Origin of the sequence: Mesorhizobium sp. J428, assembly GCF_024699925.1 — a bacterium.
GTDB lineage: Bacteria > Pseudomonadota > Alphaproteobacteria > Rhizobiales > Rhizobiaceae > Mesorhizobium_A.
This window is the reverse complement of record NZ_JAJOMX010000001.1, coordinates 5,052,983-5,077,057: the sequence shown is the minus strand read 5'-3', so window position 1 is coordinate 5,077,057 and position 24,075 is coordinate 5,052,983. Positions and strand designations below refer to the sequence as shown.

At 64.7% G+C, this 24,075-nt stretch carries 22 protein-coding genes, 1 tRNA gene and 3 pseudogenes; 13 read left to right on the top strand and 13 right to left on the bottom strand.

Annotated elements, in window-relative coordinates:
- The first annotated feature begins 52 nt into the window (after positions 1-52).
- Both LRS09_RS25570 and LRS09_RS25565 read left to right on the top strand, forming a co-directional pair.
- Positions 53-475: a hypothetical protein gene (locus LRS09_RS25570; protein ID WP_257809857.1), complete on the top strand. Its 423-nt coding sequence runs from the start codon at positions 53-55 to the stop codon at positions 473-475.
- Positions 475-1,431 carry a sterol desaturase family protein gene (locus LRS09_RS25565; protein WP_257809856.1) on the top strand — a complete coding sequence of 319 codons (957 nt, stop codon included), beginning with the start codon at positions 475-477 and terminating at the stop codon, positions 1,429-1,431. The genes LRS09_RS25570 and LRS09_RS25565 overlap by 1 nt, the downstream gene beginning before the upstream one ends.
- A 6-nt stretch (positions 1,432-1,437) precedes the next feature.
- Here the strand turns inward: LRS09_RS25565 and LRS09_RS25560 are convergent, their stop codons facing one another.
- On the bottom strand, positions 1,438-2,268 hold the full coding sequence (locus LRS09_RS25560) for a crotonase/enoyl-CoA hydratase family protein (protein ID WP_257809855.1): 831 nt from the start codon (positions 2,266-2,268) through the stop codon (positions 1,438-1,440).
- Positions 2,269-2,296: 28 nt separating this feature from the next.
- Positions 2,297-3,722, bottom strand: a pseudogene (gene trmFO, locus LRS09_RS25555) (methylenetetrahydrofolate--tRNA-(uracil(54)-C(5))-methyltransferase (FADH(2)-oxidizing) TrmFO).
- 83 nt (positions 3,723-3,805) lie between these two features.
- Here trmFO and LRS09_RS25550 point away from each other — a divergent pair.
- Positions 3,806-4,414, top strand: coding sequence for a hypothetical protein (locus LRS09_RS25550; RefSeq protein WP_257809853.1), 609 nt, complete (start codon positions 3,806-3,808; stop codon positions 4,412-4,414).
- Between the two features lie 170 nt (positions 4,415-4,584).
- Here the strand turns inward: LRS09_RS25550 and LRS09_RS25545 are convergent, their stop codons facing one another.
- Complete coding sequence (locus tag LRS09_RS25545) at positions 4,585-4,725, bottom strand: DUF1127 domain-containing protein (protein ID WP_085465584.1); 141 nt, start codon at positions 4,723-4,725, stop codon at positions 4,585-4,587.
- Between the two features lie 246 nt (positions 4,726-4,971).
- Between LRS09_RS25545 and LRS09_RS25540 the strand changes: the two genes are divergently transcribed.
- The 4 genes from LRS09_RS25540 to tig all read left to right on the top strand — a co-directional run bounded on the left by LRS09_RS25540 (position 4,972) and on the right by tig (position 8,394).
- On the top strand, positions 4,972-6,075 hold the full coding sequence (locus LRS09_RS25540; protein WP_257809851.1) for a DUF2157 domain-containing protein: 1,104 nt from the start codon (positions 4,972-4,974) through the stop codon (positions 6,073-6,075).
- Positions 6,075-6,653, top strand: a complete 579-nt coding sequence (locus tag LRS09_RS25535; RefSeq protein ID WP_257809850.1) for a GDYXXLXY domain-containing protein — start codon at positions 6,075-6,077, stop codon at positions 6,651-6,653. Before LRS09_RS25540 ends, LRS09_RS25535 begins: the two co-directional genes overlap by 1 nt.
- Before the next feature lie 138 nt (positions 6,654-6,791).
- Positions 6,792-6,876: transfer RNA gene (locus LRS09_RS25530), tRNA-Leu, on the top strand.
- Between the two features lie 87 nt (positions 6,877-6,963).
- Entirely contained in the window at positions 6,964-8,394 is a 1,431-nt protein-coding gene (tig, locus tag LRS09_RS25525; RefSeq protein WP_257809849.1) for a trigger factor, read from the top strand.
- Positions 8,395-8,481: 87 nt separating this feature from the next.
- Here the strand turns inward: tig and radC are convergent, their stop codons facing one another.
- From radC to LRS09_RS25510, 3 genes are all read right to left on the bottom strand, one after another.
- Positions 8,482-9,246, bottom strand: coding sequence for a DNA repair protein RadC (gene radC / locus LRS09_RS25520; RefSeq protein WP_257809848.1), 765 nt, complete (start codon positions 9,244-9,246; stop codon positions 8,482-8,484).
- A gap of 36 nt (positions 9,247-9,282) precedes the next feature.
- Positions 9,283-10,110, bottom strand: coding sequence for a type I methionyl aminopeptidase (gene map / locus LRS09_RS25515; RefSeq protein ID WP_257809847.1), 828 nt, complete (start codon positions 10,108-10,110; stop codon positions 9,283-9,285).
- A 140-nt stretch (positions 10,111-10,250) separates the two neighbouring features.
- Complete coding sequence (locus tag LRS09_RS25510; RefSeq protein ID WP_257809846.1) at positions 10,251-10,994, bottom strand: isoprenylcysteine carboxylmethyltransferase family protein; 744 nt, start codon at positions 10,992-10,994, stop codon at positions 10,251-10,253.
- Between the two features lie 104 nt (positions 10,995-11,098).
- Between LRS09_RS25510 and LRS09_RS25505 the strand changes: the two genes are divergently transcribed.
- The 4 genes from LRS09_RS25505 (at position 11,099) to LRS09_RS25490 (ending at position 13,369) form a co-directional block, all read left to right on the top strand.
- On the top strand, positions 11,099-11,593 hold the full coding sequence (locus LRS09_RS25505) for a GNAT family N-acetyltransferase (protein WP_257809845.1): 495 nt from the start codon (positions 11,099-11,101) through the stop codon (positions 11,591-11,593).
- Between the two features lie 105 nt (positions 11,594-11,698).
- Entirely contained in the window at positions 11,699-12,097 is a 399-nt protein-coding gene (locus LRS09_RS25500; protein WP_257809843.1) for an NADH:ubiquinone oxidoreductase subunit NDUFA12, read from the top strand.
- Positions 12,098-12,183: 86 nt separating this feature from the next.
- Positions 12,184-12,663: a DUF2155 domain-containing protein gene (locus tag LRS09_RS25495; RefSeq protein WP_257809842.1), complete on the top strand. Its 480-nt coding sequence runs from the start codon at positions 12,184-12,186 to the stop codon at positions 12,661-12,663.
- 73 nt (positions 12,664-12,736) lie between these two features.
- Complete coding sequence (locus LRS09_RS25490; protein ID WP_257809840.1) at positions 12,737-13,369, top strand: LysE family translocator; 633 nt, start codon at positions 12,737-12,739, stop codon at positions 13,367-13,369.
- Between the two features lie 14 nt (positions 13,370-13,383).
- Here LRS09_RS25490 and aat read toward each other — a convergent pair.
- The 6 genes and pseudogenes from aat to LRS09_RS25460 form a co-directional block, all read right to left on the bottom strand.
- Positions 13,384-13,994 (bottom strand): annotated as a pseudogene (gene aat, locus LRS09_RS25485) (leucyl/phenylalanyl-tRNA--protein transferase).
- Positions 13,995-14,006: 12 nt separating this feature from the next.
- Positions 14,007-15,353 carry an acetyl-CoA carboxylase biotin carboxylase subunit gene (gene accC, locus LRS09_RS25480; protein ID WP_257809838.1) on the bottom strand — a complete coding sequence of 449 codons (1,347 nt, stop codon included), beginning with the start codon at positions 15,351-15,353 and terminating at the stop codon, positions 14,007-14,009.
- 20 nt (positions 15,354-15,373) lie between these two features.
- Positions 15,374-15,841 carry an acetyl-CoA carboxylase biotin carboxyl carrier protein gene (accB, locus tag LRS09_RS25475; protein ID WP_257809836.1) on the bottom strand — a complete coding sequence of 156 codons (468 nt, stop codon included), beginning with the start codon at positions 15,839-15,841 and terminating at the stop codon, positions 15,374-15,376.
- A 22-nt stretch (positions 15,842-15,863) separates the two neighbouring features.
- The gene (gene aroQ, locus LRS09_RS25470; RefSeq protein ID WP_257809835.1) at positions 15,864-16,301 is read right to left on the bottom strand and encodes a type II 3-dehydroquinate dehydratase; all 438 of its coding nucleotides are present in this window, start codon (positions 16,299-16,301) and stop codon (positions 15,864-15,866) included.
- 128 nt (positions 16,302-16,429) lie between these two features.
- A complete protein-coding gene (locus LRS09_RS25465; protein ID WP_257809834.1) occupies positions 16,430-17,233 on the bottom strand; it encodes a DsbA family protein in 804 nt (267 codons plus the stop codon).
- Positions 17,234-17,267: 34 nt separating this feature from the next.
- Positions 17,268-18,674, bottom strand: a complete 1,407-nt coding sequence (locus LRS09_RS25460; RefSeq protein WP_257809832.1) for a M48 family metalloprotease — start codon at positions 18,672-18,674, stop codon at positions 17,268-17,270.
- A gap of 121 nt (positions 18,675-18,795) precedes the next feature.
- On the opposite strand from LRS09_RS25460, the gene LRS09_RS25455 reads away from it, so the two are divergent.
- Both LRS09_RS25455 and LRS09_RS25450 read left to right on the top strand, forming a co-directional pair.
- Positions 18,796-19,944 carry a pyridoxal phosphate-dependent aminotransferase gene (locus LRS09_RS25455; protein WP_257809831.1) on the top strand — a complete coding sequence of 383 codons (1,149 nt, stop codon included), beginning with the start codon at positions 18,796-18,798 and terminating at the stop codon, positions 19,942-19,944.
- Between the two features lie 5 nt (positions 19,945-19,949).
- Positions 19,950-20,900, top strand: a complete 951-nt coding sequence (locus tag LRS09_RS25450) for a glutaminase (protein ID WP_257809830.1) — start codon at positions 19,950-19,952, stop codon at positions 20,898-20,900.
- A 99-nt stretch (positions 20,901-20,999) separates the two neighbouring features.
- Here the strand turns inward: LRS09_RS25450 and LRS09_RS25445 are convergent.
- A pseudogene (locus LRS09_RS25445) lies at positions 21,000-23,878 on the bottom strand (ribonuclease E/G).
- Between the last annotated feature and the right edge of the window lie 197 nt (positions 23,879-24,075).

Genomic DNA, 24,075 nt, shown 5'->3' with positions numbered 1-24,075 from the left:
CTTCGCCGAAGGTGCGGAACGAGACCCGCCGAGCCGGAGGAGCTTGATGAGTTTGCCCGTCCTCGCCGCCTTGGTGGTGGTCGGCATCAGCCTGATCGTGGCGCTGATCCATCTGACCGGCGGCAGCAGAAAGGCTTCGCTCGCGAGCGCAGACGTTGCGCGCGAGCGGTTCGCGCTCGACTATCCGAATGTCGAAGTCCGCGCCGTCCATCTGACCGCAGATCGGTGCTCGGCATTCCTGGAAACCGCGGACGGGCGCATCGGACTGGTCCATGCGATGGGTGCCAAGTTCCTAACCCGGCTGCTCACGCCGGCGGACGTCGCGTCCATACGGCGGAGCGGCGAGGCCTCATTGCTGGCACGCTTCCCGGACTTCACCTTTCCGGGCGCGGTGTTCGAATTTGAGAGCGCCGAGGTCGCTGACCGGGTGGCTGCAGCGCTGACACCCCGAACCATCGGCAGGAGGGCCGCCTGATGGAACAGTATTCCTTTCCCAACGTGACCGAGATCGCGATCCCATTCTTCGTGGTCGCGATCCTGCTCGAACTCTGGCTCGTGCGCACCGGTCGCGCCAAGGGCGAATTCGAGACCCGCGACGCGCTGACGAGTCTCCTGATGGGCACCGGAAACGTCGTCGCCGGACTGCTGCTCGGCTTCGTTTCGTTCAGCGCGCTGGCCTGGCTGTGGCAATATCGTCTCTTTGATCTCGGCCTGTCGGTCTGGGTCTTCGTCGCGGCCTTCCTGCTCGATGACCTGCGCTACTACTGGTACCACCGCATCGCCCATCGGGTGCGTTGGGTCTGGGCCGAGCACGTCAACCATCATTCGAGCCAGCACTACAATCTCTCGACCGCGCTCCGTCAGAGCTGGACGGGGCTGTTCACCGGCATGTTCGTGCTGCAGGCGCCGCTGGTGCTGCTCGGCTTCCATCCGGCGGTCATCGCCTTTGTGTTCGGCTTCAACCTCGTCTGGCAGTTCTGGATCCATACGGAGACGATCGGCAAGCTGCCGCGCTGGTTCGAGGCGGTGTTCAACACGCCGTCGCATCACCGCGTCCATCATGCGACGAATCCGCGTTACCTCGACGCGAACTACGCCGGCACGCTGATTATCTGGGACCGGATGTTCGGTACCTTCGTCGAGGAATTGGAGGAGGACCGGCCGCGCTACGGCATCGTGAAGAACATCGGCACCTTCAATCCGCTGAAGGTTGCGTTCCACGAATATGTCGGCCTGTTCAAGGACGCCTTCGCGCCCGGGCTGACACTGCGCCAGCGGCTCGGCTACGTCTTCATGCCGCCGGGCTGGAGCCACGACGGCTCGCGCGAGACCTCGGAAAGCCTGAAGGCCGACTATGTGCGGAGGAACCCTTCGGAAGCCGGCAAGCCGGGGCTGCCAAGGGCGGGGCAGGGGCTCAAGCCGGCGGAGTGAAGCCCACTAAGCCTTCAGTAGGTCCGCGAACGTCGCCTTCGTCCTCGCCATCTTCGCCTGCACCGCCGACATCAGGTCCGCCGGCCGCAGCATGCCGGCGTTCCAGGTTGCGATGTAATCGAGCCCGTCGGCGACCGAATGGTCGCGAGCATAGGCAAGGTTGCGCTTGATGCCGGCGATCGCGAGCGGTGATTTCTCGGCGATGTCGCGCGCGATCTGGCGGGAAGCCGACTGAAGCGCCTCGCGGTCGGGCAGGACGCTGGACAACAGCCCGATCGCCTTCGCCTCGTCCGCCAGAAAGCGCCGGCCGGTATAGGCCAGCTCAGCGGCGATCGATGGTGAAATCAGCTTTGGCAGGCGCTGCAGCGTGCCGACATCGGCTGCCATACCGATATGGATCTCCTCGATCGAGAAATGCGCCTCCTCCGATGCGATGCGCAGGTCGCAGGCGGTGATCAGGTCGATGCCGCCGCCAATGCAGGCGCCGTGGATCTCGGCGATGACCGGGAAGCGGGCGCGCTCGATCGCGTTGAAGGCATTCTGCAGCCGCAGGATCATGTCGCGCAGCGCGTAAGCAGCCCGGCCCGCCTCTTTCTGGAGCAGAGTGGCGACATCCGCGAAGGCGGCGAGGTCCATGCCGCCGGTGAAATGCTTGCCCTCGCCGCGCAGGATCGCGACGCGAACCGTCTCGTCTCGGCCGAGTTCGTCCATCAGTTGAGGCAGGTCGGTCCAGAAATCCGGCGTCATACCGTTGGCCTTGTCCGGCCGGTTCATGGAGAGAATTGCGACCGGCCCGTCGCGCTCGACGCGGAAGAAGGTGCTGGCAAAGCTCGACACGTTTTTCCCCCAATGTGATCCGTTACGGCTACTCGGCGGCTTTCAATTCTGACGTCATTCCCAGCCACGCCCTGCAATCCGTCAGCGCTCGGGCCGTGATCGCCTTTTTCTTGGCGATGGTCTTGTCCTTCCCACGGAAGCGGCCTTCGAAATCGTCAGGCTTGAGCTTCGTCCCGGCGGCGAGTGGCGGGAAAAGACCGAAATTGATGTTCATCGGCTGGAAGGAACGCTTTCCAGGCTCGTCGTCGGACACCAGATGCCCGCCGGTGATGTGTCCGAGCAGCGCGCCGAAGGCGGTCGTCGCGGGTGGCAGCGATGGCGCGCGGCCGATCCTGTCGGCTGCGGCGAAGCGGCCGGCGAGCAGGCCGATCGAAGCGCTCTCGACATAGCCTTCGCAGCCGGTGATCTGGCCGGCAAAGCGCAGGCCGGGACGCCCCTTGAGCTGCAGATCGCGCGCGAGAAGCGTCGGCGAGTTGATGTAGGTGTTGCGGTGCAGCCCACCGAGCCGCGCGAATTCTGCGTTTTCCAGGCCGGGGATCATCCGGAAGATGCGCGTCTGCTCGCCATGCTTCAGCTTCGTCTGGAAGCCGACCATGTTGTAGAGGGTGCCGAGCGCATTGTCCTGGCGAAGCTGCACGACGGCGTAGGCCTTGACCGTCGGATTGTGCGCATTGGTAAGCCCCATCGGCTTCATTGGTCCGTGCCGCAGCGTCTCGACGCCCCGCTCGGCCATGACTTCGATCGGCAGGCAGCCGTCGAAATAGGGAGTTCCCTCCCACTGCTTGAACTCGGTCTTGAGCCCGTCCTGCAGCGCCTGGACGAAGGCCTCGTACTTGCGCCTTGTCCATCGGGCAGTTGACATAGTCCTTGCCGGTGCCGCCGGGGCCGACCTTGTCGTAGCGCGACTGGAACCAGGCTTTCGTCATGTCGATCGTGTCGAAATGGACGATGGGCGCGATCGCGTCGAAGAAGGCGAGCGCATCGGCCCCGGTCTCGGCACGTATCGCTTCGGCAAGCGAGGGCGCGGTGAGGGGGCCGGTGGCAATGATCGCCTGGTCCCATTCGGCCGGCGGCAGGCCGGCTATCTCTTCGCGCACGATCGTCACCAGGGGATGTGCGGCGAGCTTCGCCGTCACTGCATCGGAAAAGCCGTCTCGGTCGACCGCGAGTGCCCCGCCCGCCGGCACCTGATGCGCGTCGCCGCAGGCCATGATGAGCGAGCCGGCAAGCCGCATCTCGGCGTGAAGCAGGCCGACAGCGTTGGTCTCGGCATCGTCCGAGCGGAAGGAGTTGGAGCAGACGAGCTCGGCGAGCCCATCGGTCTTGTGCGCCTCGGTGCCACGCACGCCGCGCATCTCGTGCAGGATCACCGGCACACCGGCGCTGGCGATCTGCCACGCGGCTTCCGAGCCGGCGAGGCCGCCGCCTATGACATGAATGGGTCTGTCGTTCATGGAGAGTGGAATAGTCGCGGAGGGCGCAAAACACAACGTCTCGCGGATTGCGTGCGTCGAGAGGGCCGAATAGTCTGCGCGGCATGCAGCACAGATTCAGCTTGTTCGCCATCCTCGCCCTCACAATGCCGCTGGCGGCGGGATGTGTCTCAACCTCTTCGAACTATTCGGCGGTAAAGAAGGAGACCACGGTCTCGAAGCTTTCCGTGTGCCACGGCTTCGATTGCCGCAACCGCACGACGCTCGCCCTGACTTCGGCGGACGCGAACCGCTTCGCGTCGATCATGGCCGGCGGAAAAGGCTCCGCGAACGCGGAGCGCCAGGCAATCGGCTCGGCGGTCGCCTATTTCGAGACCCGCGCCGGCCAGGCGATCGGCGTGCGTGATACTGCCAAGTCCACCATCGCCCAGTCGGGTCGCATGGGCCAGATGGATTGCATCGACGAATCGACCAACACCCGCACCCTGATGCTCTATCTCCAGGGGAGGGGCCTGATCCGGCACCACCGTGTCGAATCCAACGTCTCGCGGGGCATGTTCGTGGACGGCCGCTATCCTCATTCCACCGCGGTGCTTTCCGAACAGGGCGGGACGAGATGGGCGGTGGACAGCTGGTATGAGCCAATGGGCGGCAGGCCGGACATCATGCCGCTCGACCAGTGGAAGTCACGGGGCGTGATGGGCGAGCGCTAGGCGGCCCGTCTGCGTACGAAATTCGGGAGCTTTCCTCCGGAAACGAAAACACCCGCCGGGGGAGGAGGTCCGGCGGGTGTCTCGGTGGCCGTCGTTTGGGAGGAGGTAAACTCCGGCCGTATCTCACAGGGTCTGGGAGGAGGTAGACCCTGGCGAGATTTCTATATTCGTCAGATCGACTTGCGCGCGACGAAGGGGATGTCGCTGCGGGAAATGCCGAGATCGGTGAGTTCGCGGTTCGACAGGCGGTTCAGCTCGGACACGGTTTCCCGGTAGCGACGCCAGTTGCGGTAGTTGCGGATGATGTTCATTTCAGTGCTCGTTTCTTCTTTTTCGTATTCGTCTGTCTTTGTTACGAACCAGAAATAGGTGCGTTCGGCTCCGGTTCAAAGGGCAAATGTTGCATGGCAGCAATGCATATTGTGCAATGCACCATTAATGGCCGTTAACCGACGGCCGCAAAGCCGCCGCAATGGGACGGTTGCGATCCGCCGGACGGGCGACATCGCGCCGATACCTGCGGACGGTCAAAGGTCGAACGAAACTTGGGGAGATCCATGGCCGGGTATGTCGACAAGGTAGGGCAGGATATTGCCCGATGGGAAGCGAGGGGGCTCGTCTCCGCTGCGCTGGGCCAACAGCTCCGCGACGACGTCGCGGCCAATCATGGCAAGGGCATCGGCTTCGGCCAGGTACTCGCCGTCATGGCGGCGCTCTTGATGTCGGCTGCGATCCTCATCCTGATCGCCGCGAACTGGGAAGAGATCCCGCGTGTTGGCCGCGTCCTTGCCATCTTCGCGGTGATTGCGGGCGGTTATCTCGGCGGTGCCTTCCTCAAGCTCCGCGACCATGCGGCACTTTCCGAGGCGCTCTGGCTGGTCTCCGCGGCTGCCTTCGGCGGTGGTATCGCACTGATCGGACAAATGTATCACCTCAGCGGCGACGAGACGCAGGCCATCCTCGTCTGGTGCGTCGGCACCGCGCTGGCCGCTGCTCTGCTGCGCTCGCCGGTACTCGCGGCGGCGTCGGTTTGCCTTTCGGCGGCCTGGGCCGCCTGGCCCATCTTCAGCTTCAACCTCGAGGTCAATGCCTGGTATCCGCTGCTTCTCGCGGCTCTCTGGGCGGTCGCTGTCTGGACACGCAGCCTCCCGGCCCGGCACCTGATCGTTCTGTCGCTGGTCGCGCACTTCACGTTTCTCTATCTGGACACGGACCAGCTCCTGATCCCGGCCGTGATGGCGCTGGTCTCGGCAGCGGCGTTCGTTGCCTCGGTGCGCGGCGGGGAGATCGTCGACCGCCTCACCAGGCTGGGTGACGGCCTGGCGGCCGATGCGCTCATCGGCTTCCTCGTCGGCATGTTCACGCTGCAGTTCGTATTCGCTGACTCCGTGCCGATGTTTTCCCTGCTCGCAGCAGCGAACTTCGCCGCCATCGCAGGCGCGTTGATCATCGGCGGCAAGGCCGGCCGCAAGGTGCGCTGGCTCGCCTATCTCGGCTTCGCCGTGGAAATCTCGTTCGTGTACATCGCGACCGTCGGCACTATGTTGGGGACCGCCGGCTTCTTCCTGCTCGCGGCCATCGGTCTCGGCGTCCTGGCCTTTGTCATCATCCGTATCGAGCGCCGCATCGCCGCGAGCGCCACCGTTCAGGGAGCTGCGTGATGAAATCCTCCCGTTTGATCCTCGTTGGTGCGCTGCTGATCTCGGCGTTGCAGATCGGCTTCCTGTCCTGGAACATCGCCGGGCGGGCCGCGGTGCTGCGCAATGGCCAGGAGGTCCTGCTCAAGGTCCAGCCCGTCGATCCGCGCGATCTTTTGCGCGGCGATTATGTGCGGCTGGGATACGACATCTCGACCGTTCCGGCCCCGCTGTTCACGCCGCCGCCGACAGGGGACGGCGACTACGAGGCCAAGCCCGTCTGGGTTCTCCTGCACAAGCAGGACGATGGCTACTTCGGCGTGAAGTCGGCTGCCTTCGACAGGGCGCTTCTGCCCGCCGCGGAAGCAGGCGAGGTGGTGGTCTCCGGCATGGCATCAGGGGCTCCGGCGGCCAGTGGCAGCGCGTCGGTGGATTACGGCCTGGAACGCTTCTACCTGCCGGAAGGAGAGGGCAAGCCGATCGAAGTCGACATGCGTGTGCGTCCCTTCGCGGTGGTGGCCGCCGTCGCCGCCGACGGCTCGGCGCAGATCAAGCGTTTCCTCGACGGAGAGACGGTGCTTTTCGAGGAACCGCTCTATTGAGCGAATACGTCCGCTAGCCTGTGGATAGAATGGGGAAAACCGCCCTCGAAAAGGCGCTTTTCGCGGCAAATTTCCTTTGAACGCCACAATCGAGGTGATATAGAGCGCACGCTTCGGGGAGCCGGACGGGCTTTCTGAGCGGGTGTGGTGGAACTGGTAGACACGCAGGATTTAGGTTCCTGTGACGCAAGTCGTGGGGGTTCAAGTCCCTTCACCCGCACCAACAGCCATTCAGGGCAGGATTTCCGTCAGTCGAAATGGCCGTGTGCCGTTCGAGCACAGGGATTTCGAGAGGACCAAAGGAACGAGTATGCAGATCACGGAAACGCTGAACGAGGGCCTCAAGCGCGAGATCAAGGTCGTCGTGCCGAAGAGCGATATGGAGAGCCGCCTCGTCTCCCGCCTCGGCGACGCGCAGGGCAAGGCCCGCATCAACGGCTTTCGCCCCGGCAAGGTGCCGCTCGCGCACCTTCGCAAGGTGTACGGCAAGTCGTTCATGGCCGAGGTCGTCAACGAGATCCTCAACAATTCGACCCGCGACATCCTCGCCGAGCGCGGCGAGAAGGCTGCGATGCAGCCGGAAGTCCAGATGACCGAGGACGAGAAGGAGGCGGAAGCCATCCTCGCCGGCCAGAAGGATTTCGAGTTCACGGTCGCCTATGAGGTGATCCCGGCCATCGAGCTGAAGGACGTCACCGGTATCAAGGTGACCCGCCAGGTGCTCGACCTGCCGGAGGACGAGGTCCAGGCGCAGATGGAGCGCGTGGCCGAATCCGCCCGCACCTACGAGCCGAAGAAGGGCAAGGCGGAAGAGGGCGACCGCGTCACGATCGACTTCGTCGGCAAGCTCGACGGCGTGGCGTTCGACGGCGGCGCCGGCACCGACCAGCAGCTCACCCTCGGGTCCAAGCAGTTCATCCCCGGCTTCGAGGAGCAGCTCGTCGGCTTCAAGGCGGGCGACGAGAAGACCATCACGGTCACTTTCCCGGAGAACTACCAGGCGGCGCATCTGGCCGGCAAGGAAGCGACCTTCGACATCACCGTCAAGGAAGTCGCCAAGCCCGGCAAGCTGGAGATCAACGACGAGGTCGCCAAGACGCTCGGCCTGGAATCGGCCGAGAAGCTGACCGAGATCGTGCGCAGCCAGCTCGAGAGCCAGTACGGCGCGCTGACCCGCCAAAAGGTGAAGCGCGAGCTGCTCGATGCATTGGACGAATCCTACCAGTTTGAGGCTCCTTCCAAGCTCGTCGAGGCTGAGTTCAACAATATCTGGCAGCAGGTAACGAACGACCTGCAGCAGGCCGGCAAGACCTTTGCCGACGAGGATACGACCGAGGAAGAGGCGCGCGCCGAATACCAGAAGCTCGCCGAGCGCCGTGTGCGCCTCGGCCTGGTTCTCGCCGAGATGGGCGAGAAGGCTGGCATCCAGATCACCGACGACGAGATGCAGCGCGCGCTGTTCGAGTTCGTGCGCCGCTATCCGGGCCAGGAGCAGGAGGTCTACGACTTCTACCGCAACAACCCGTCCGCGCTCGCCAACCTCCGCGCTCCGCTGTTCGAGGAGAAGGTCGTCGACCATCTCCTGACGCAGGTGAACGTCACCGACGTCAAGGTCTCGAAGGAAGAGCTGCTGGCTGACGACGAGGACGAGGGCGCCGAGAAGACCGAGGCCAAGAAGGCTGCGCCGAAGAAGAAGGCGCCGGCCAAGAAGAAGGCCGCCAAGGAAGACGACGCCGAATAAGCCCGGCTTTCCAGTCGCGCAAAGGAAGGGCCATCGCGAGGATGGCCTTTTTCTTTTCTCGACCGGCTGCGACTGGAGGCAGTTTCCTCAGAACAGGCGCAGGCCTTTCATCGAGGCATGGCCGTTCTTGCCGACGATGAGATGATCATGCACCGCGATCCCGAGCGGTTTGGCAGTCTCGGCGATCAGGCGTGTCATGTCGATGTCCGCCTTCGACGGCGTAGGATCACCCGAGGGGTGGTTGTGGACCAGGATGATGGCCGTGGCCGACAGTTCGAGCGCCCGGCGGACCACTTCGCGAGGGTAGACCGGAGTGTGATCCACGGTTCCCACCTGCTGCACCTCGTCCGCGATCAGCGCGTTCTTCTTGTCGAGGAAGAGGACGCGGAACTGCTCGCGCGGCTCGAAGGCCATGGCGGCGCGACAATAGTCGATCACCTGCGTCCATGACGACAGCACCTGGCGGCCGCGGATCTGGCTCTGCAGCATGCGCTCGGCGGCGGCCGCGACCAGTTTCAGGTCGAACGCCACCGACGGGCCGATACCCTTGACCTCGGCCAAAAGATGCGTGGGAGCGCCCAGCACCTCGGCGAGGGTGCCGAAACGGTCGAGCAGAGCCTTGGCCCGCGGCTTGGTGTCGGCGCGCGGCACGAAGCGGAAGAGCAGGAGTTCGAGAAGTTCGTAGTCGGCGAGCGCCGCGGGGCCGGAGGCGCGCATCCGCTCCCGCAACCTGTCGCGGTGGCCGTGAAAGTGCGGCTTTTCGAGTTGAGGGGCCTTACGCACGGCCTTGTCGAGGTTCGCCGGCGGCCCCTCGGCAAACAAACCGCGTTCGTCGATCTCGTCAGGCTGCATTCGTCTCCCACCCCGGACAGCGCCCGAGGCGGAAGACTAAGCCGGAAGGCCGGGCCGGTCGAGCCCCGCGGGCGACAGCGTGAAGATTTCGCAGCCGGTCTCGGTGACGCCGATCGTGTGCTCGTACTGCGCGGAGAGCGAACGGTCGCGCGTTACGGCGGTCCAGCCGTCCGACAGAACTTTCACATGCGGGCGACCGAGGTTGATCATCGGCTCGACGGTGAAGATCATACCCGGGCGCATCTCGACGCCCTCGCTGGGAGTGCCGTAGTGCAAGATGTTGGGCGCGTCGTGGAAGAGCAGACCGACGCCGTGGCCGCAGAAGTCGCGCACGACCGAGCAGCGCTCCGCCTCGGCATAGTTCTGGATCGCAGCGCCGATGACACCCGTGCGCAAGCCCGGCCGGATCGCGGCGATGCCGAGCATCATGCATTCATGCGTGACCTCGAGAAGCCGTTCGGCCGCGCGCTTGATCCGGCCGACCGGATACATGCGCGAGGAGTCGCCGTGCCAGCCGTCGAGGATGAACGTCACGTCGATGTTGACGATGTCGCCCTCGCGCAGCGGCTTGGCGTCGGGGATGCCGTGGCAGACGACATGGTTGATCGAAGTGCAGGACGATTTCGTGTAGCCGCGATAGTTCAGCGTCGCGGGGATCGCGCCGTGGTCCATGCCGTATTCGAAGACGAAGCGATCGATCTTTTCGGTTGGCACGCCGGGGGCGACGATGCCGACGAGCTCGTCGAGGCAGGAAGCGGTCAGACGGCACGCCTTGCGCATGCCTTCGAACGCGGCCTCGTCGTAGAGCCTGATCTGGCCGGTGTTCTTGAGCGGCGCCGAAGCGGCTTCGAGATAGGTGACCATGGGATTGTCCGGAGTCTGGAGATTGGCCCACATGTCGCATCGATGGCCGGTTTCTTCAACCCCGGCGCATCAGTGGGCGCTGAGGCGCGGCTGAAAGGGCGATGGTCGCGCCGGTCCTCGAAATCGATCCGGTCGTGTCTTCACCGGCCTTCTACAGCGAGAACGCGGGTGTGCTTCTTGAGCGAACGCAGAACGACGTAGATCGTGGCGCCGGAGAGCAGAAACGCCGCCCAGGCGACGTCGATGCCAACCTCGCCTTCGCCGAACGCCTCATGTGCATAGTCTATCGCGACCACTGCGACGATGATGGCGAAGAAACCTGAATATTCTCGGCGCAGCACGTTTCGGAAGGAAAATGGCAGCGTCGGTCGCGTCCACTGCGAGAGTCTCGGGAAAAACACGGGTACGCGATCCGACCAAGCGCGGTACTCGGCACCGAACTTCGCTGCGAGGAACTTCTCCTCTGTCGCGATGATACGTTCGAGGTAGATCACCAGGAACAGCACCATGATCAGCGTGAAGGCGAGGCTCTGCGTGAAGAGCGCGATCGCCACATAGGTGATTGCATTGCCGAGATAGAGCGGATTGCGGGTGATCGAATACATGCCCGTCGTGTTGAGTGTTTCGGCGATCTGTTCCTTCGTGTTGCGTCCCGAGGTGCCGCGCGGTGTGTGGCCTATGGTAAGGACGCGTATTGCCAGACCGAGGAACGCGAGCACGATGCAGAAAAGTTCCCACGCACGATCGGCGATCACGCCGAAATTCGCCTCAATCGGCTCCGGTGAACTTATCGCCCATATGCCGAGGGGAATGAAGGCGAGGAGGATGTAGCTGCGCCAGCGGAACAGCCAATTGCCTTGCGTCGCGATGATATCCGGTATCATGCCTTCCCCGATCAGCTGTGCAGCGTGGAAATTTGCTAGGGAGCGAATCGGGCGCGATTGTGACTGGTGGTCGCGACCTGATGACACCCTGAGAGGAGAGGAATTTGACCGCCACGAACGAGCTTGCAGGGCTGCTGATCCGGGCGGCCGGTCGCGATGACGTGCCGGCGCTCGTTGCCCTTTTCGCAGACGATGCACTCGGCGGACATGACGACACCGCCGACCCGTCGGCCCTGCCGGATTATCTCGCCGCCTTCGACTGGATCGCGGCGAACCCGACCAATGCGATCTTTGTGGCGGAGATAGACGGCGAAGTGGTCGGAACGTTCCAGACCATCCTCGGTCGCTCCCTGTCGGGCCGCGGCGCGATGCACCTGACTGTCGCGGCAGTGCAGACGAGGGCGGACATGCGCGGGCGCGGCATCGGAACCGCGATGCGGCGCTTCGCGATCGAGCGGGCAGGCGTGCTCGGCGCCTCGAAGGTGAAGCTCACATCGAACGCGTCACGCACCGATGCCCATCGCTTCTATCGCAGGCTCGGCTTTGCACAGAGCCATGCCGGCTTTACCCTTTCGCTTCGCTCCGAAGCGTCGGACTAGCGGCGCGGCAGTTTGCGCGTCGGCTGGCCCTTGCCTTGCACGCGCCGCGGGGCCATAAGCGGCAAAGCTTGAAGCGTTCGATATTCGCTCGATCCCGGGGCCGGCATGCTCAAATTCCTCACCCAGTTCTTCACCTGGTGGAACGGCCAGACACTCGGCACCCGCTTCCATACCTGGCGGCGCGGCACCGAGGTCGGCCGCGACGAGAACGGCAACATCTACTACACCGGCGGTGTCGATTCCGAAGGCAGGCAGCGCCGCTGGGTGATCTTCAGCGGCTATGCGGAGGCGACCGATATTCCGCCAGGCTGGCATGGCTGGATCCATCATCGAACCGACATCCTGCCGTCGAAGGAAGACTACAAGCCGCGCGAGTGGCAGAAGTCGCATCAGCCCAACCTGACCGGCACGCCGGCTGCGTATCGCCCGAAGGGCTCGATCCTCGGCCATCAGGAGCGCCCGCGTGTGACGGGCGACTACGACGCCTGGACGCCGGGCAACTGAGCATCGCCTTTTGTCGCCATATTTCGCGGCTACCGGAATACGTCGCGCGGCCATCGCTGGGATTCGGCCGACAGGGTGAGACATATATGCCTCCTTTCCTGAAAGCATCGATCGTCGCGGGCGCGCTGCCGATTCTCGCCTCGCTTGCCCACGCCCAGGAAGGCGAGGCCCCCGCAGAGGGGGCGCCGGAGGAACAGACCGTCGAGACGCCGAAGGGCCCGACCCGCATCTCCAATCCGGTCGCCGAGTTCACCGGCGTCGACAAGATTACCGGCCGGATCATCACCTTCGACGTCTACATCAACGAGACGGTGCAGTTCGGCGCGCTGCAGGTGACGCCGCGCGTCTGCTATTCTCGTCCGGACACGGAAGAGCCGAAGACCGACAGTTTCGTCGAGGTCGACGAGATCACTCTGGACCGCAAGATCCGCCGGATCTTCACCGGCTACATGCTGGCCGAAAGCCCGGGCCTCAATGCCGTCGAGCATCCCGTCTATGATGTGTGGCTGAAATCCTGCAAGCAGAAGTCCGAGGTTCCGGCGCCCGAGGCTGCGAAGACGAACTGATAGCTTCGTCGGTAGCGCTGGCTCGACGTCTCGATCTGGTCTAAGGGTCGAGGCATCAAGGGCGGAGCTTCAGATGCCGAGTTACGACGTTCTCGCCGCGTTCTTCGCCACGGCGGCGGTCTTCGCGTTCATACCTGGTCCGGCCATGCTGTATGCAACCGCGCAGACGCTTGCTGGCGGCCGCGTCGCGGGCCTGATGGCCAGCCTCGGCATCCATGTCGGCTGCTATGTCCATGTCCTTGCGGCGGCGGCCGGCCTGTCGGTGCTGTTTCACGCCGTGCCTGTGCTCTATCTCGCCGTAAAGCTCATCGGCGCCGCCTATCTCATATGGCTCGGGATTGCCCTGTTCCGCTCGCGAGGCGTCGACGGCACCGGCTTGCCGCAGGTGCGGCGCAAGTCCGGCCGGCGTGCCTTCGCCGAAAGCGTCACCGTGGAAGTGCTCAATCCGAAGACCGCGATCTTCTTTATGGCCTTCCTGCCGCAGTTCATCGATTCCGGCGCGAGCTTCCCGGTCTGGCTGCAATTCCTGCTGCTCGGAACGGTCGTGAACCTCATGTTTTCGCTCGCCGACATCGTCTGCGTGCTTCTCGCTGGATCGCTGCTCGGCCGTCTCCAGCGGTCCACCCGTGCGGTGAGACTGATGCAGCGTGCGGGCGGCGTGGTGCTGGTCGGACTGGGAATCAACGTCGCCTTCCAGCGTGCCTGACGCTGGAGAAGTCTTCAGAAGCGTGCTTCACCCACCAGCGCATCTTCCAGCAGCCTCTCATATTTGCGGCGCGGCACGTCGATCGCGCCAAAGCGCTTCAGGTGATCAGTCGTGAACTGCGTGTCGAGCAGGACGAAGCCGCGGGTGCGCAGGCGCTCGACCAGATGGACGAGGCAGACCTTCGACGCGTCGGTCTCGCGCGAGAACATGCTTTCGCCGAAAAAGGCGCGCCCCAGCGAGACACCGTAGAGCCCGCCGACGAGCCGGCCTTCGCGCCACGCCTCGACGGTGTGACAGTGGCCGATCTCGAACAGGTGGCCGTAGGCTTCACGGATCGGGCCGTTGATCCAAGTCGAGCGGCGAACGTCGCGCTCCTCGGCGCAGCCCTGGATCACGGCTGCGAAGTTGCGGTCATAGGCGATCTCGAAGCGCGCCTGGCGGATGATCTTGGCAAGGCTCTTGGGGACGTGGAAGGCGTCGAGCGGGATGACGCCGCGCATCTCGGGCCGGACCCAGAAGACCTCCGGATCGTCGGCGCTGTCGGCCATCGGGAAGACACCCGACGCGTAGGCCTTCAGGAGAAGGTCGGTCGGGATTCTCTCTCGGGCGCATAGGGGCGCGACATGGCCTCGCCGCGTCAGCTTTCCTGGCTGGCGAGATGTTTTTCGAGCCAGTGGATGTCGTAGTCGCCATTGGCGATATCGGGATTGCCGACCAGGTCGCGGAAGAGCGGCAGGGTGGTCTTGATCCCGTCGACGACGAACTCGTCCAGGGCCCGGCGCAGCCGCATCATGCATTCAACGCGGTTGCGGCCGTGCACGATCAGCTTGCCGATCAGGCTGTCGTAATAGGGCGGGATCTTGTAGCCGGAATAGACACCCGAATCGACGCGGATGCCGAGGCCGCCCGGCGTGTGGAAATGCGTGATGGTGCCCGGCGACGGCGTGAAGGTGCGCGGATCCTCCGCATTGATGCGGCACTCAATCGCGTGACCCGAGAAGCGCACCTCGTCCTGCGTGACGGAAAGGCCGGCGCCGGAGGCGACGCGGATCTGCTCATGCACCAGGTCGATGCCGGTGATGGCCTCGGTGACGGGATGCTCGACCTGGAGGCGCGTGTTCATCTCGATGAAGTAGAACTCGCCGTCCTCGTAGAGGAACTCGATCGTGCCGGCACCGGAATAGCCGAGGTCGGCAATCGCGTTGGCGCAGACGGCGCCGATGCGGGCGCGCTGGTCGGCGTTCAGGGCAGGGGAGTTCGCCTCCTCCCAGACCTTCTGGTGACGGCGCTGCAGCGAGCAGTCGCGCTCGCCGAGATGGATGCCCTTGCCCATGCCGTCGCCGAATACCTGGATCTCGATGTGGCGCGGCTTCTCCAGGTATTTTTCGATGTAGACCGCGTCGTCGCCGAAGGCGGCGCCCGCTTCCGAGCGCGCCGTCTGGAGGGCCACTTCAAGGTCGGCTTCGGTGCGCGCGACCTTCATGCCGCGCCCGCCGCCTCCGGCCGACGCCTTGATGATCACCGGATAGCCGATCTCGGCGGCGATGCGCTTCGCTTCGCGCTCGTCGGAAACGGCACCGTCGGACCCGGGAACGACCGGAATGCCGAGCCGCTTGGCAGTCCGCTTGGCCTCGATCTTGTCGCCCATGATGCGGATGTGATCGCCCGACGGACCGATGAAGGTGATGCCGTGTGCCTTCAGGATGTCGGAGAAGCGTGCATTTTCGGACAGGAAGCCGTAGCCGGGATGGACCGCGTCCGCCCCGGTGATCTCGCAGGCGGCGACGATCTGGTGGATGTTGAGATAGCTTTCGCGCGACGGCGGCGGGCCGATGCAGACGCTCTCGTCCGCGAGCCGCACGTGCATGGCATCGGCATCAGCGGTCGAATGCACGACCACCGTTTGGATGCCGAGCTCCTTGCAGGCGCGGAGAACCCTCAGCGCGATCTCGCCGCGATTGGCGATGAGTATCTTCTGGAACATGGGCGCTAGCCTTCCCCTCCCTACTCGATCACGACGAGGGGTTCACCGTATTCGACAGGCTGTGCGTCCTTGAACAGGATGGCCGTCACCGTTCCGGAGCGCGGCGAGGGGATCTGGTTCATCGTCTTCATCGCCTCGATGATCAGCAGGGTTTGGCCTTCGCGGACCTGCTGGCCGACCTCGATGAAAGGCTTGGAGTCGGGCGATGGCGCCGCATAGGCAGTGCCCACCATCGGTGAGGGGACGGCGTTCTTCGACGTGTCGACGGAAGCGGCGGGAGCGGAGGTTGCCGCTGCGGAGGCCGGCGCGGCCACGGGGGGCGCTGCGAACTGGGTCGCCGGGGCATAGGCCTGCACGTTGATCTGGCGCGACACGCGGATGCGCAGGTCGCCCTGCTCGACCTCGATCTCGGACAGGTTCGTATCGTCCAGTATGCTTGCCAGGTCGCGGATCAGCTGCTGGTCGATACCGGTCTTCTTGGTCGACATATGGCGTTTCCTTATCGTTTGGTCAGATCCGCGCGGCAAGCGCCTGAAGCGCCAGAACGTAGCCGAGCGGGCCGAAGCCGCAGATCATTCCGGTCGCGACGGGCGCGATCATGGTCTTGTGACGGAATTCCTCGCGGGCGTGGATGTTGGAAAGATGGACCTCTGCGACGGGCAGAGGCTGGACGGCGCGGATCGCATCGTGGAGTGCGATGGAGGTATGGCCGTAGGCGCCGGGATTGATGACCAATCCCTTCGCCTTGGCGCCTGCCTCCTGAATCCAGTCGACCAATGTGCCCTCGTGGTTCGACTGACGGAACTCGACGCCGAGGCCCAAGCGGGCGGCCTCGGCCGCACAATCCTCGCCGATCTGCGCGAGGGTCTTGCCGCCGTAGATGCCGGGTTCGCGTATCCCCAGCATGTTCAGGTTCGGGCCGTTGAGCACGTAGACCAGTTTCGTCATTCAGCAATCCATCCAAGGACGGCAGCCGCGAGGCGACCGCCGTCTACCGGTCCGGCTTAAAGTGTGCGCCGCCAAGCGCAAGTGTCTTGTCGGGATGTCCACAAACGCGGGCGCCGATAGTGGGGTTTTCAGCAGGTTTCCTCGCCGCAGCCGCGCGCGAGCGCCACCTTTTCCTCCAGCACGGCCTTGCCGAGCGCACCGAATACGACCTCCTTGCCGACGACATAAGAGGGTGTGCCGGTGATCGCCAGCTTGGTGGCGAGATTGTACGTCTCCTCGAAAGCCGCGCCGATCTGCGGGTTCTCCATCTCCTTGCGCAGGGCCGCCTCATCGGCGCCGAGCGAGAGAGCGATGCGGAGCGCGCTTTCCTCAGTCGCGCGCGACATGCCCATCAGCGAGTGGTGGAACTCCGTCCACTTCTGCGGCATCAACGCGCGGAACGCCATCGATACGACGTGAGCCTTCTGAGAGTCCGGTCCGAGGATCGGGAACTCCTTGTAGACGACGCGGACCTGCGGGTCGTCCTTCACGAGGGACAGCATGTCCGGGAAGGCGCGTTTGCAGAAGCCGCAATTGTAGTCGAAGAACTCGACCAGCGTGACGTCGCCCTGCGGATTGCCGCCCCAGCCGTCATACTTGCCGTTGAAGATCAGGTCCTTGTCGGACGCGATCGTCGACTGCTGGGCGACGCGCTGCTTCTCCTCCTGCCTGGATTCGAGGGCGGCCTGCACCTCGACCATCAGTTCGGGATTGGCCAACAGATAGTCGCGCACGACCTGCTCAATCTGGGCTCGTCCCTCGATGGGCCCTGCGACGGCGGGAGGCGTCGCCGCGGCGATCGCCGGCTGCTGCTTGCCTGCATAGAAGCCGAAGCCGAGCATGGCTGCGGAGACCGCGACACCTGCGAGACCAAATGCGAGCGTCTTGCTCATCGTGCGACCCTGTCCTCTTTCCGACCCTGTCGGGTCATTTCCGCTTTTTTCCGGCTTCGCGGTAGTTGATGATATCCTGCGCGCGCAGCCAGCCGGGGGAACCCTGCTTCAGCTTGGTCTGCGCCCGCGCCGCGAAGATCTTCGCGTCGAGATACTTGCCGGAATAATATTCGCCTTCGGCGCTCGCGAGCTCCGCAAGCCCGATGTCGCCCAGTTGGCCATAGGCCTGGGCAAGCGGGCGATAGGCCGAAGGGTTCTCCCGATCGCGCTCTATGCCCTTGTTGATCTCCGTCACCGCCCGCTTCACGGCGTCCGGCGAGCCGACAGCGAGCAATGCCTGGCCGTAGCTGACGTTGATCAGCCCGGAGCGCGACGGATCGAGCTTGACCGCCTTGGCATAGGCGTCCGCCGCCTCCGAGGCGCGGTTCGCCTTCATCAGGATGTCGCCGCGCATCTCGTGGAAATAGGCGTTCTGCGGCTGCTGCTTGATCAGGGCGTCGATCTTACTGAGCGCTGCGCGGGGATTGCCGTAGAGATAGGTGGAGATGGCATCGCCGTAGAGGGCGGGGATGCCGCGTGCGTCCTTGCGGAACATGCGCGACGTGGCACCTTGGCCCCCGGTGAAGGCGGCGATCTTGGCGCGCATCATGTCGTGGCGCAATTGCAGGGCCGGGGGATCCATCGCGCCGAAATACTGGCTCTTCTGCGCGCGCTCAGTCAGATTGGCAATGCGGTCGCGCGGCATCGGATGGCTGACCTGGTAGGGATCGATGCGCGCACCGCTCAGCGCAAGCGCGCTCTGGAAGCGGCTGAACGTGGTCAGCATTCCCTTCGCGGACTGGCCGGTGGCGTCGAGATAGCGCAGTGCCGCGATGTCGGCCGCCGCTTCCTCGGTACGCTGGTAGCCGAGCAGGGTGCGCCGCGCCACTTCCGTGCCGCCCATGGCAATGCCGGTGCCGGCGCGCGCCATGTCGCCGGAATTAGCCGCAGCACCTGCCACCGTCGCACCGATGCCCAGCAGCGAGGCCACCACCGCCATCGTCCGGGCGCGCGCCAGCTGATCACGCAGCCGCTCCTGGTGGCCGTCGGCAAGGTGTCCGGCTTCGTGCGCGATGACGCCAATGATCTCGTTCGGCGTCTCCGCCGTCAGGAGTGCGCCCGTATTGATGAACATGCGCCGCCCGGCGACGAAGGCGTTGAAGCTGTCGTCGTTGACCAGAACGATGTCGACCCCGGCCTTCGTAAGGCCCGCCACTTTGAGGATCGGGCGGACGTAGTCGCGCACGAGCGCCTCGATCTCGGCGTCACGCACGATCGGAACGCTGCGCTGCTGCGCTTTCGCGGGCGGGGTGAACCAGAAAGACTGGACGGCGACTGCAACGGCGAGCGCGCCGTGCGCGAGGCGTCGCGTCAAGCTGCTGGTGTCTGTGAATGCGGTCATGTCGGGGGCTACACCTAGACGAGCAAGCAGACGATTAAAAGGCGAAACGCGGCATTCCTGAACTTGTGATCCCCACACCATTCCGGCAAATGTGCGGCGCGCCTCGCAGACCGGAGCATTCATGGTTATCAGCACCTCACGACGCAGCCGCATCGAGCCGTTCCACGCGATGGACGTTCTGGCCGAGGCGAACCGGCTCCGCCAGCAGGGCGTCGACGTCATCTCGATGGCGGTCGGCCAGCCGTCGGGACCCGCGCCGGCCGCCGTGCGCGAGGCCGCGAGCGCCGCACTCGCCCGGGGGCAGATCGGCTACACGGACGCGCTCGGCATTGCAGCACTTCGGCGTGCGATCGCCTCGCATTATGGCGAGCACTACGGGGTCGAGGTCTTGCCCGCGCGGGTTGTGGTGACGACGGGGTCTTCTGCGGCGTTCAATCTTGCCTTTCTCGCGATTTTCGACGTCGGCGACCGCGTCGCGATCACCTCGCCAGGCTATCCGGCCTACCGCAACATCCTTGCGGCGCTCGGACTGGAGGCGGTCGAGATCGAGCTCGGTGAGGAAGGCTATCTGACCGCCGATCTGTTGGAGGAGGCGCACCGCGCCGCGCCGCTCGCCGGCATCCTTTTCGCCAGTCCGGCCAATCCGACCGGAGCGGTTATTCCGAAGGTCGAGCTTGGCCGGATACTGGAAAGGACGCGCGCGCTCGGCATCGCGGCGATCTCCGACGAGATCTACCACCGTCTCTCCTACGCGGCGCCCGACGTTACCGCGCTCGCTTTCGGCGACGATGCGGTCGTCATCAACTCCTTCTCCAAATATTATTGCATGACCGGCTGGCGGATCGGCTGGATGGTTGTGCCGGAGGAACTGGTGCGGCCCATCGAGCGACTGCAGCAGAGCCTCTACATCTCGGCGCCGGAACTGTCGCAATTGGCCGCCTGCGAAGCGTTCGGGGCAACTGCAGAACTCGAGTCGATCAAGGACACGTATCGGCAGAGCCGTGCGATGCTGCTGCGGCGGCTACCGGAGCTCGGCTTTCGTATCGCGGCGCCGATGGACGGGGCGTTCTATGCCTATTGCGACGTCTCAGCCCATACCAATGACAGCATGGAGTTCGCGCGCCGCATGATCGCGGAGGCCCATGTAGCCGCTACGCCGGGGCACGACTTCGACGTTGCAAACGGCAACCGCTTCATGCGGTTTTCCTATGCCGGCAGCGTGCGCGAAATCGAGACCGCGATGCAGCGTCTGGGCGACTGGCTGAGGTGAAAGGGATGGCCACCGACATCGAAACCGTTCTGACCGAGATCGCCGCCGAAATGGCAGTGCGCCCGGACCGTGGCGACGTCGCGACCTATATCCCGCAGTTGGCCAAGGTTGACGTGGGCCGGTTCGGCATCGCCGTTGCGATGAATGACGGCCGGCTGATCGCGCGTGGCGATGCCGAAATTCCGTTCTCGATCCAGAGCGTGTCGAAGGTCTTCACCCTAACGCTTGCGCTCGGCAAGGTTGGCGACACGCTGTGGAAGCGCGTCGGGCGGGAGCCGTCCGGCAATCCGTTCAACTCTATCATCCAGCTCGAACACGAGCGCGGGATTCCGCGCAATCCGTTTATCAATGCGGGGGCGATCGTGGTTACGGACGTGCTTTTGTCGGGCCATCAGCCTCGCGAGGCGATCGGCGAGATCCTGCGCTTCATCCAGTTCCTTGCCGACGACGATACGGTCTACATCGACCATCAGGTGGCGGCTTCGGAACAGGCAACCGGGTTCCGCAACGTGGCGCTCGCCAATTACATGCGCTCGTTCGGCAACATCACACATGCGCCGGAAATGGCGCTGGGAGTCTATTATCATCACTGCGCGATCGCGATGTCCTGCCGCCAGCTTGCGCTCGCGGGCCGGTTCCTCGCGCATGATGGCCGCCATGCGGAGACAGGCCATTCGGTGGTTTCCTCGGAGCGCTCGCGCCGCATCAGTGCGTTGATGCTGACCTGCGGCCATTACGACGGCTCGGGCGATTTCGCCTTCCGCGTCGGCGTTCCGGGCAAGAGCGGCGTCGGCGGCGGAATCCTGTGTGTCGTGCCCGGCGTCGCCTCGATCGCCGTCTGGTCGCCTGGTCTCAACGAGAACGGCAATTCGAAACTCGGATCGATTGCACTCGAGAAGCTCGCCAAGGCGATGAACTGGTCGATCTTCGCGCCGAAAGCACAACTGCCGGCATAGGTTCTCGCTCGCGGCGCAGACAATCGATCGGGAGCAAATACGCAATGAAAAGCCCGCGCGGCCAACTGGCTGCGCGGGCTTTTCAGAGAAGATCAGCGATCAGAAGAAGCTCTTCCGCTGCCACCAGCCGGCGCGCTTGGGTTTCTCTTCGGTGCCGGCTTCCGTCACGCTCGAGCTCACCTTCGGAACGACCGGCGCGTCGATGTCGGTTGCGCCTGGACGCCGCCGAGACGGACGAGCCGGCTGCTCTTCCGCCGCCGGAGTTGCTGTCGGCTCGGCGAAGACGATTGCTTCCGGCTCGGCGGCGGCCGGAGCGACGGGCGCAACCTCGGCCTCCGCCGCCGCTGCGGCCTCCGCGGCCAAGGCAGCCTTCGTCTTGCGCGGCGCGCGGCGCGGCTTCTTCACGGGCTCCTCGACAGCCTCTACCGCTTCCGGTTCGGCCTCGGCCGCCGGAGTGATCGCCTCGGGCTGCACTTCCTCCACAGGAGGAGCCGCGACGAAGCCTTCTTCCTCGGCGAACTCGGTCGTGGTCTCGGTTGCAGCGTCCTCGCCGGTGGTCTCGGATTCGTCGCGGCGGTTACGGCGTCCGCCGCGCTTGCCGCGCCGCCGCTTCCTTGCACTGTCGTCCGCAGCTATGGCCTCGTTCTCGGGAGCCTCGGTCTCCTCGCCGCCCTCGTCCTCGGCCTCGTCAACAGCAGCGTCGTCCGACACTGCGTCATCCGATGCCGACTGTTCGGCCGGATGCGAACCCTGCTCGGCACCGTCACGATCGCGCCCGCCGCGGCGGCGACGACGGCGCCGGCGCTTGCGGCGCGCACCATCCTCGCCATCGCCTTCGTGGCGTTCGCCATGCGACTGCTGCGGACGGCGTTCCTCCGTCGCTTCGACGGCAACCTCGTCCTCGTCTTCGATCTCCTCGACGACGACGTCTTCCTCTTCGACAGGACCGGTGAGCGGCTGTTCCGTGATGGTCGTGACGACGGGGCGCTCGACCGGTGCACCGCGGGTGATCGCGTAGAGCTGGTTGCCGAGCGTCTCGTCCGCCTCGATCGAGATCGTCAGGCCGAAACGCTCCTCGAGCTCGGTCAGGTTGCGGCGCTTGTGGTTGAGCACGTAGAGCGCGGTCGCGGCCGGCGTGCGCACCGTGATGTGGTTGCGCGCGTCCTTGATGAGGAACTCCTCGATCGCGCGCACCACATGCAGCGCGACCGACGAATCCGACCGGATGTGGCCGGTGCCGCCGCAATGCGGGCAGGGCTTCATGGTCGATTCGAGCACGCTGGCGCGAATGCGCTGGCGCGACATCTCCAGCAGGCCGAAATGCGAGATCCGGCCGACCTGGATGCGCGCGCGGTCGTTCTTCAGATGGTCCTTGAGCCGCTTCTCGACCGCACGGTTGTTGCGGTTCTCCTCCATGTCGATGAAGTCGATGACGATCAGGCCCGCAAGGTCGCGCAGCCTGAGCTGGCGCGCCACTTCCTCGGCGGCTTCCAGATTGGTGTGGAGCGCTGTCTCCTCGATCGAATGCTCCTTGGTGGAGCGTCCTGAGTTGACGTCGATCGAGACCAGCGCCTCGGTCTGATTGATGATGATGTAGCCGCCCGACTTCAGCGTCACCTGCGGCTGCAGCATGCGGTCGAGCTGCGCCTCGATGCCGTTGCGGGCGAAGATCGGGATCGGATCGCGGTAGGGCTGAACCACCTTGGCGTGGCTCGGCATCAGCATTCGCATGAAGTCCTTGGCCTCGCGGTAGCCGTCGTCGCCCGCGACCAGGATCTCCTCGATGTCCTTGTTGTAAAGGTCGCGCACCGAACGCTTGATCAGCGAGCCTTCCTCGTAGACGAGGGCAGGGGCGGTCGACTGCAGCGTCAGCGTGCGGACGTTCTCCCACATGCGCATCAGATATTCGTAGTCGCGCTTGATCTCGGCCTTGGTGCGGTTGGCGCCGGCCGTACGCAGGATCACGCCCATGCCCTGCGGCACTTCCAGATCCTCGACCAGGTCCTTGAGGCGCTTGCGGTCGACCGCGGAGGTGATCTTGCGCGAGATACCGCCGCCGCGCGCGGTGTTGGGCATCAGCACCGAATAGCGGCCGGCGAGCGACAGGTAAGTAGTCAGCGCCGCACCCTTGTTGCCGCGCTCCTCCTTGACGACCTGGACCAACAGGATCTGCCGGCGCTTGATCACTTCCTGAATCTTATGCTGGCGCCGGTTGGGCCGGCGCGGCGCACGGCTCGGCAGTTCCTCGAGCGCGTCCTCGGCGCCGACCGACTCGACATCGTCCTCGCCTCCGCCGGAGGTGGAGACTTCCTCGATATCGCCGCCGCCCGATCGCTCTCGTTGTTGCGCGCGGCTTCCTCGAGGCTTTCCGAGACCACGTCGGATTCGATCTCGGCGAGCATCGTCTTGCCGTCTTCCGACGCGTCTGACGAAGCAGCGGGCTCGTCGGCGGACTGCTCTTCGGAAAAGGCTGCCGTGTCGTCCGCCGCTTCAGTCTCGGCGAAAGCCGTGGGCGAGGCATCTTCCAACTCGGTCGTCTCCGTCGCCTCGCCATCGGCTTCGTCGTCGGACGACTTGGCGGAGGTCGCAGAATCGCGACGACTCTGGTCGCTGTTGCGGCCGCGGTTCTTGCCGCCGCGCCGGCGGCGGGACTTCTTGTCCTCCTCCTCGGCCTCGTCGGCTTCCGCGTCCTCGGCATCCGCCTTCAGCAGCGCCTGCCGGTCGGCCAGGGGAATCTGGTAGTAGTCGGGATGGATTTCGCTGAAGGCGAGGAACCCGTGACGGTTGCCGCCATATTCGACGAAGGCTGCCTGAAGCGACGGCTCCACCCGCGTGACGCGGGCAAGGTAGATATTGCCGCGAAGCTGCTTCTTGTCTCTCGATTCGAAATCGAATTCTTCGATACGATTACCGCGGGTGACGACGACCCGCGTTTCCTCCGGGTGGGAGGCGTCTATCAGCATTTTGTTGTTGGGCATGTATGTTTATCTCCCCGGCAGCCGGGAACCGCGCCAAACGCCGCAGCAGACGCTGCGAGGGGCGGTGTGGGGTCGTGCCGGACAATGGGAAGTCCGCGTTCGGGCCTATCGGCGCCGAAACTCCGACGTCCGCGGCCAGAGTGGCGCGGGAAGGTCCGGAGAGTTTCGTGATGGCGCCTGCAAACATTGCCTGGCCC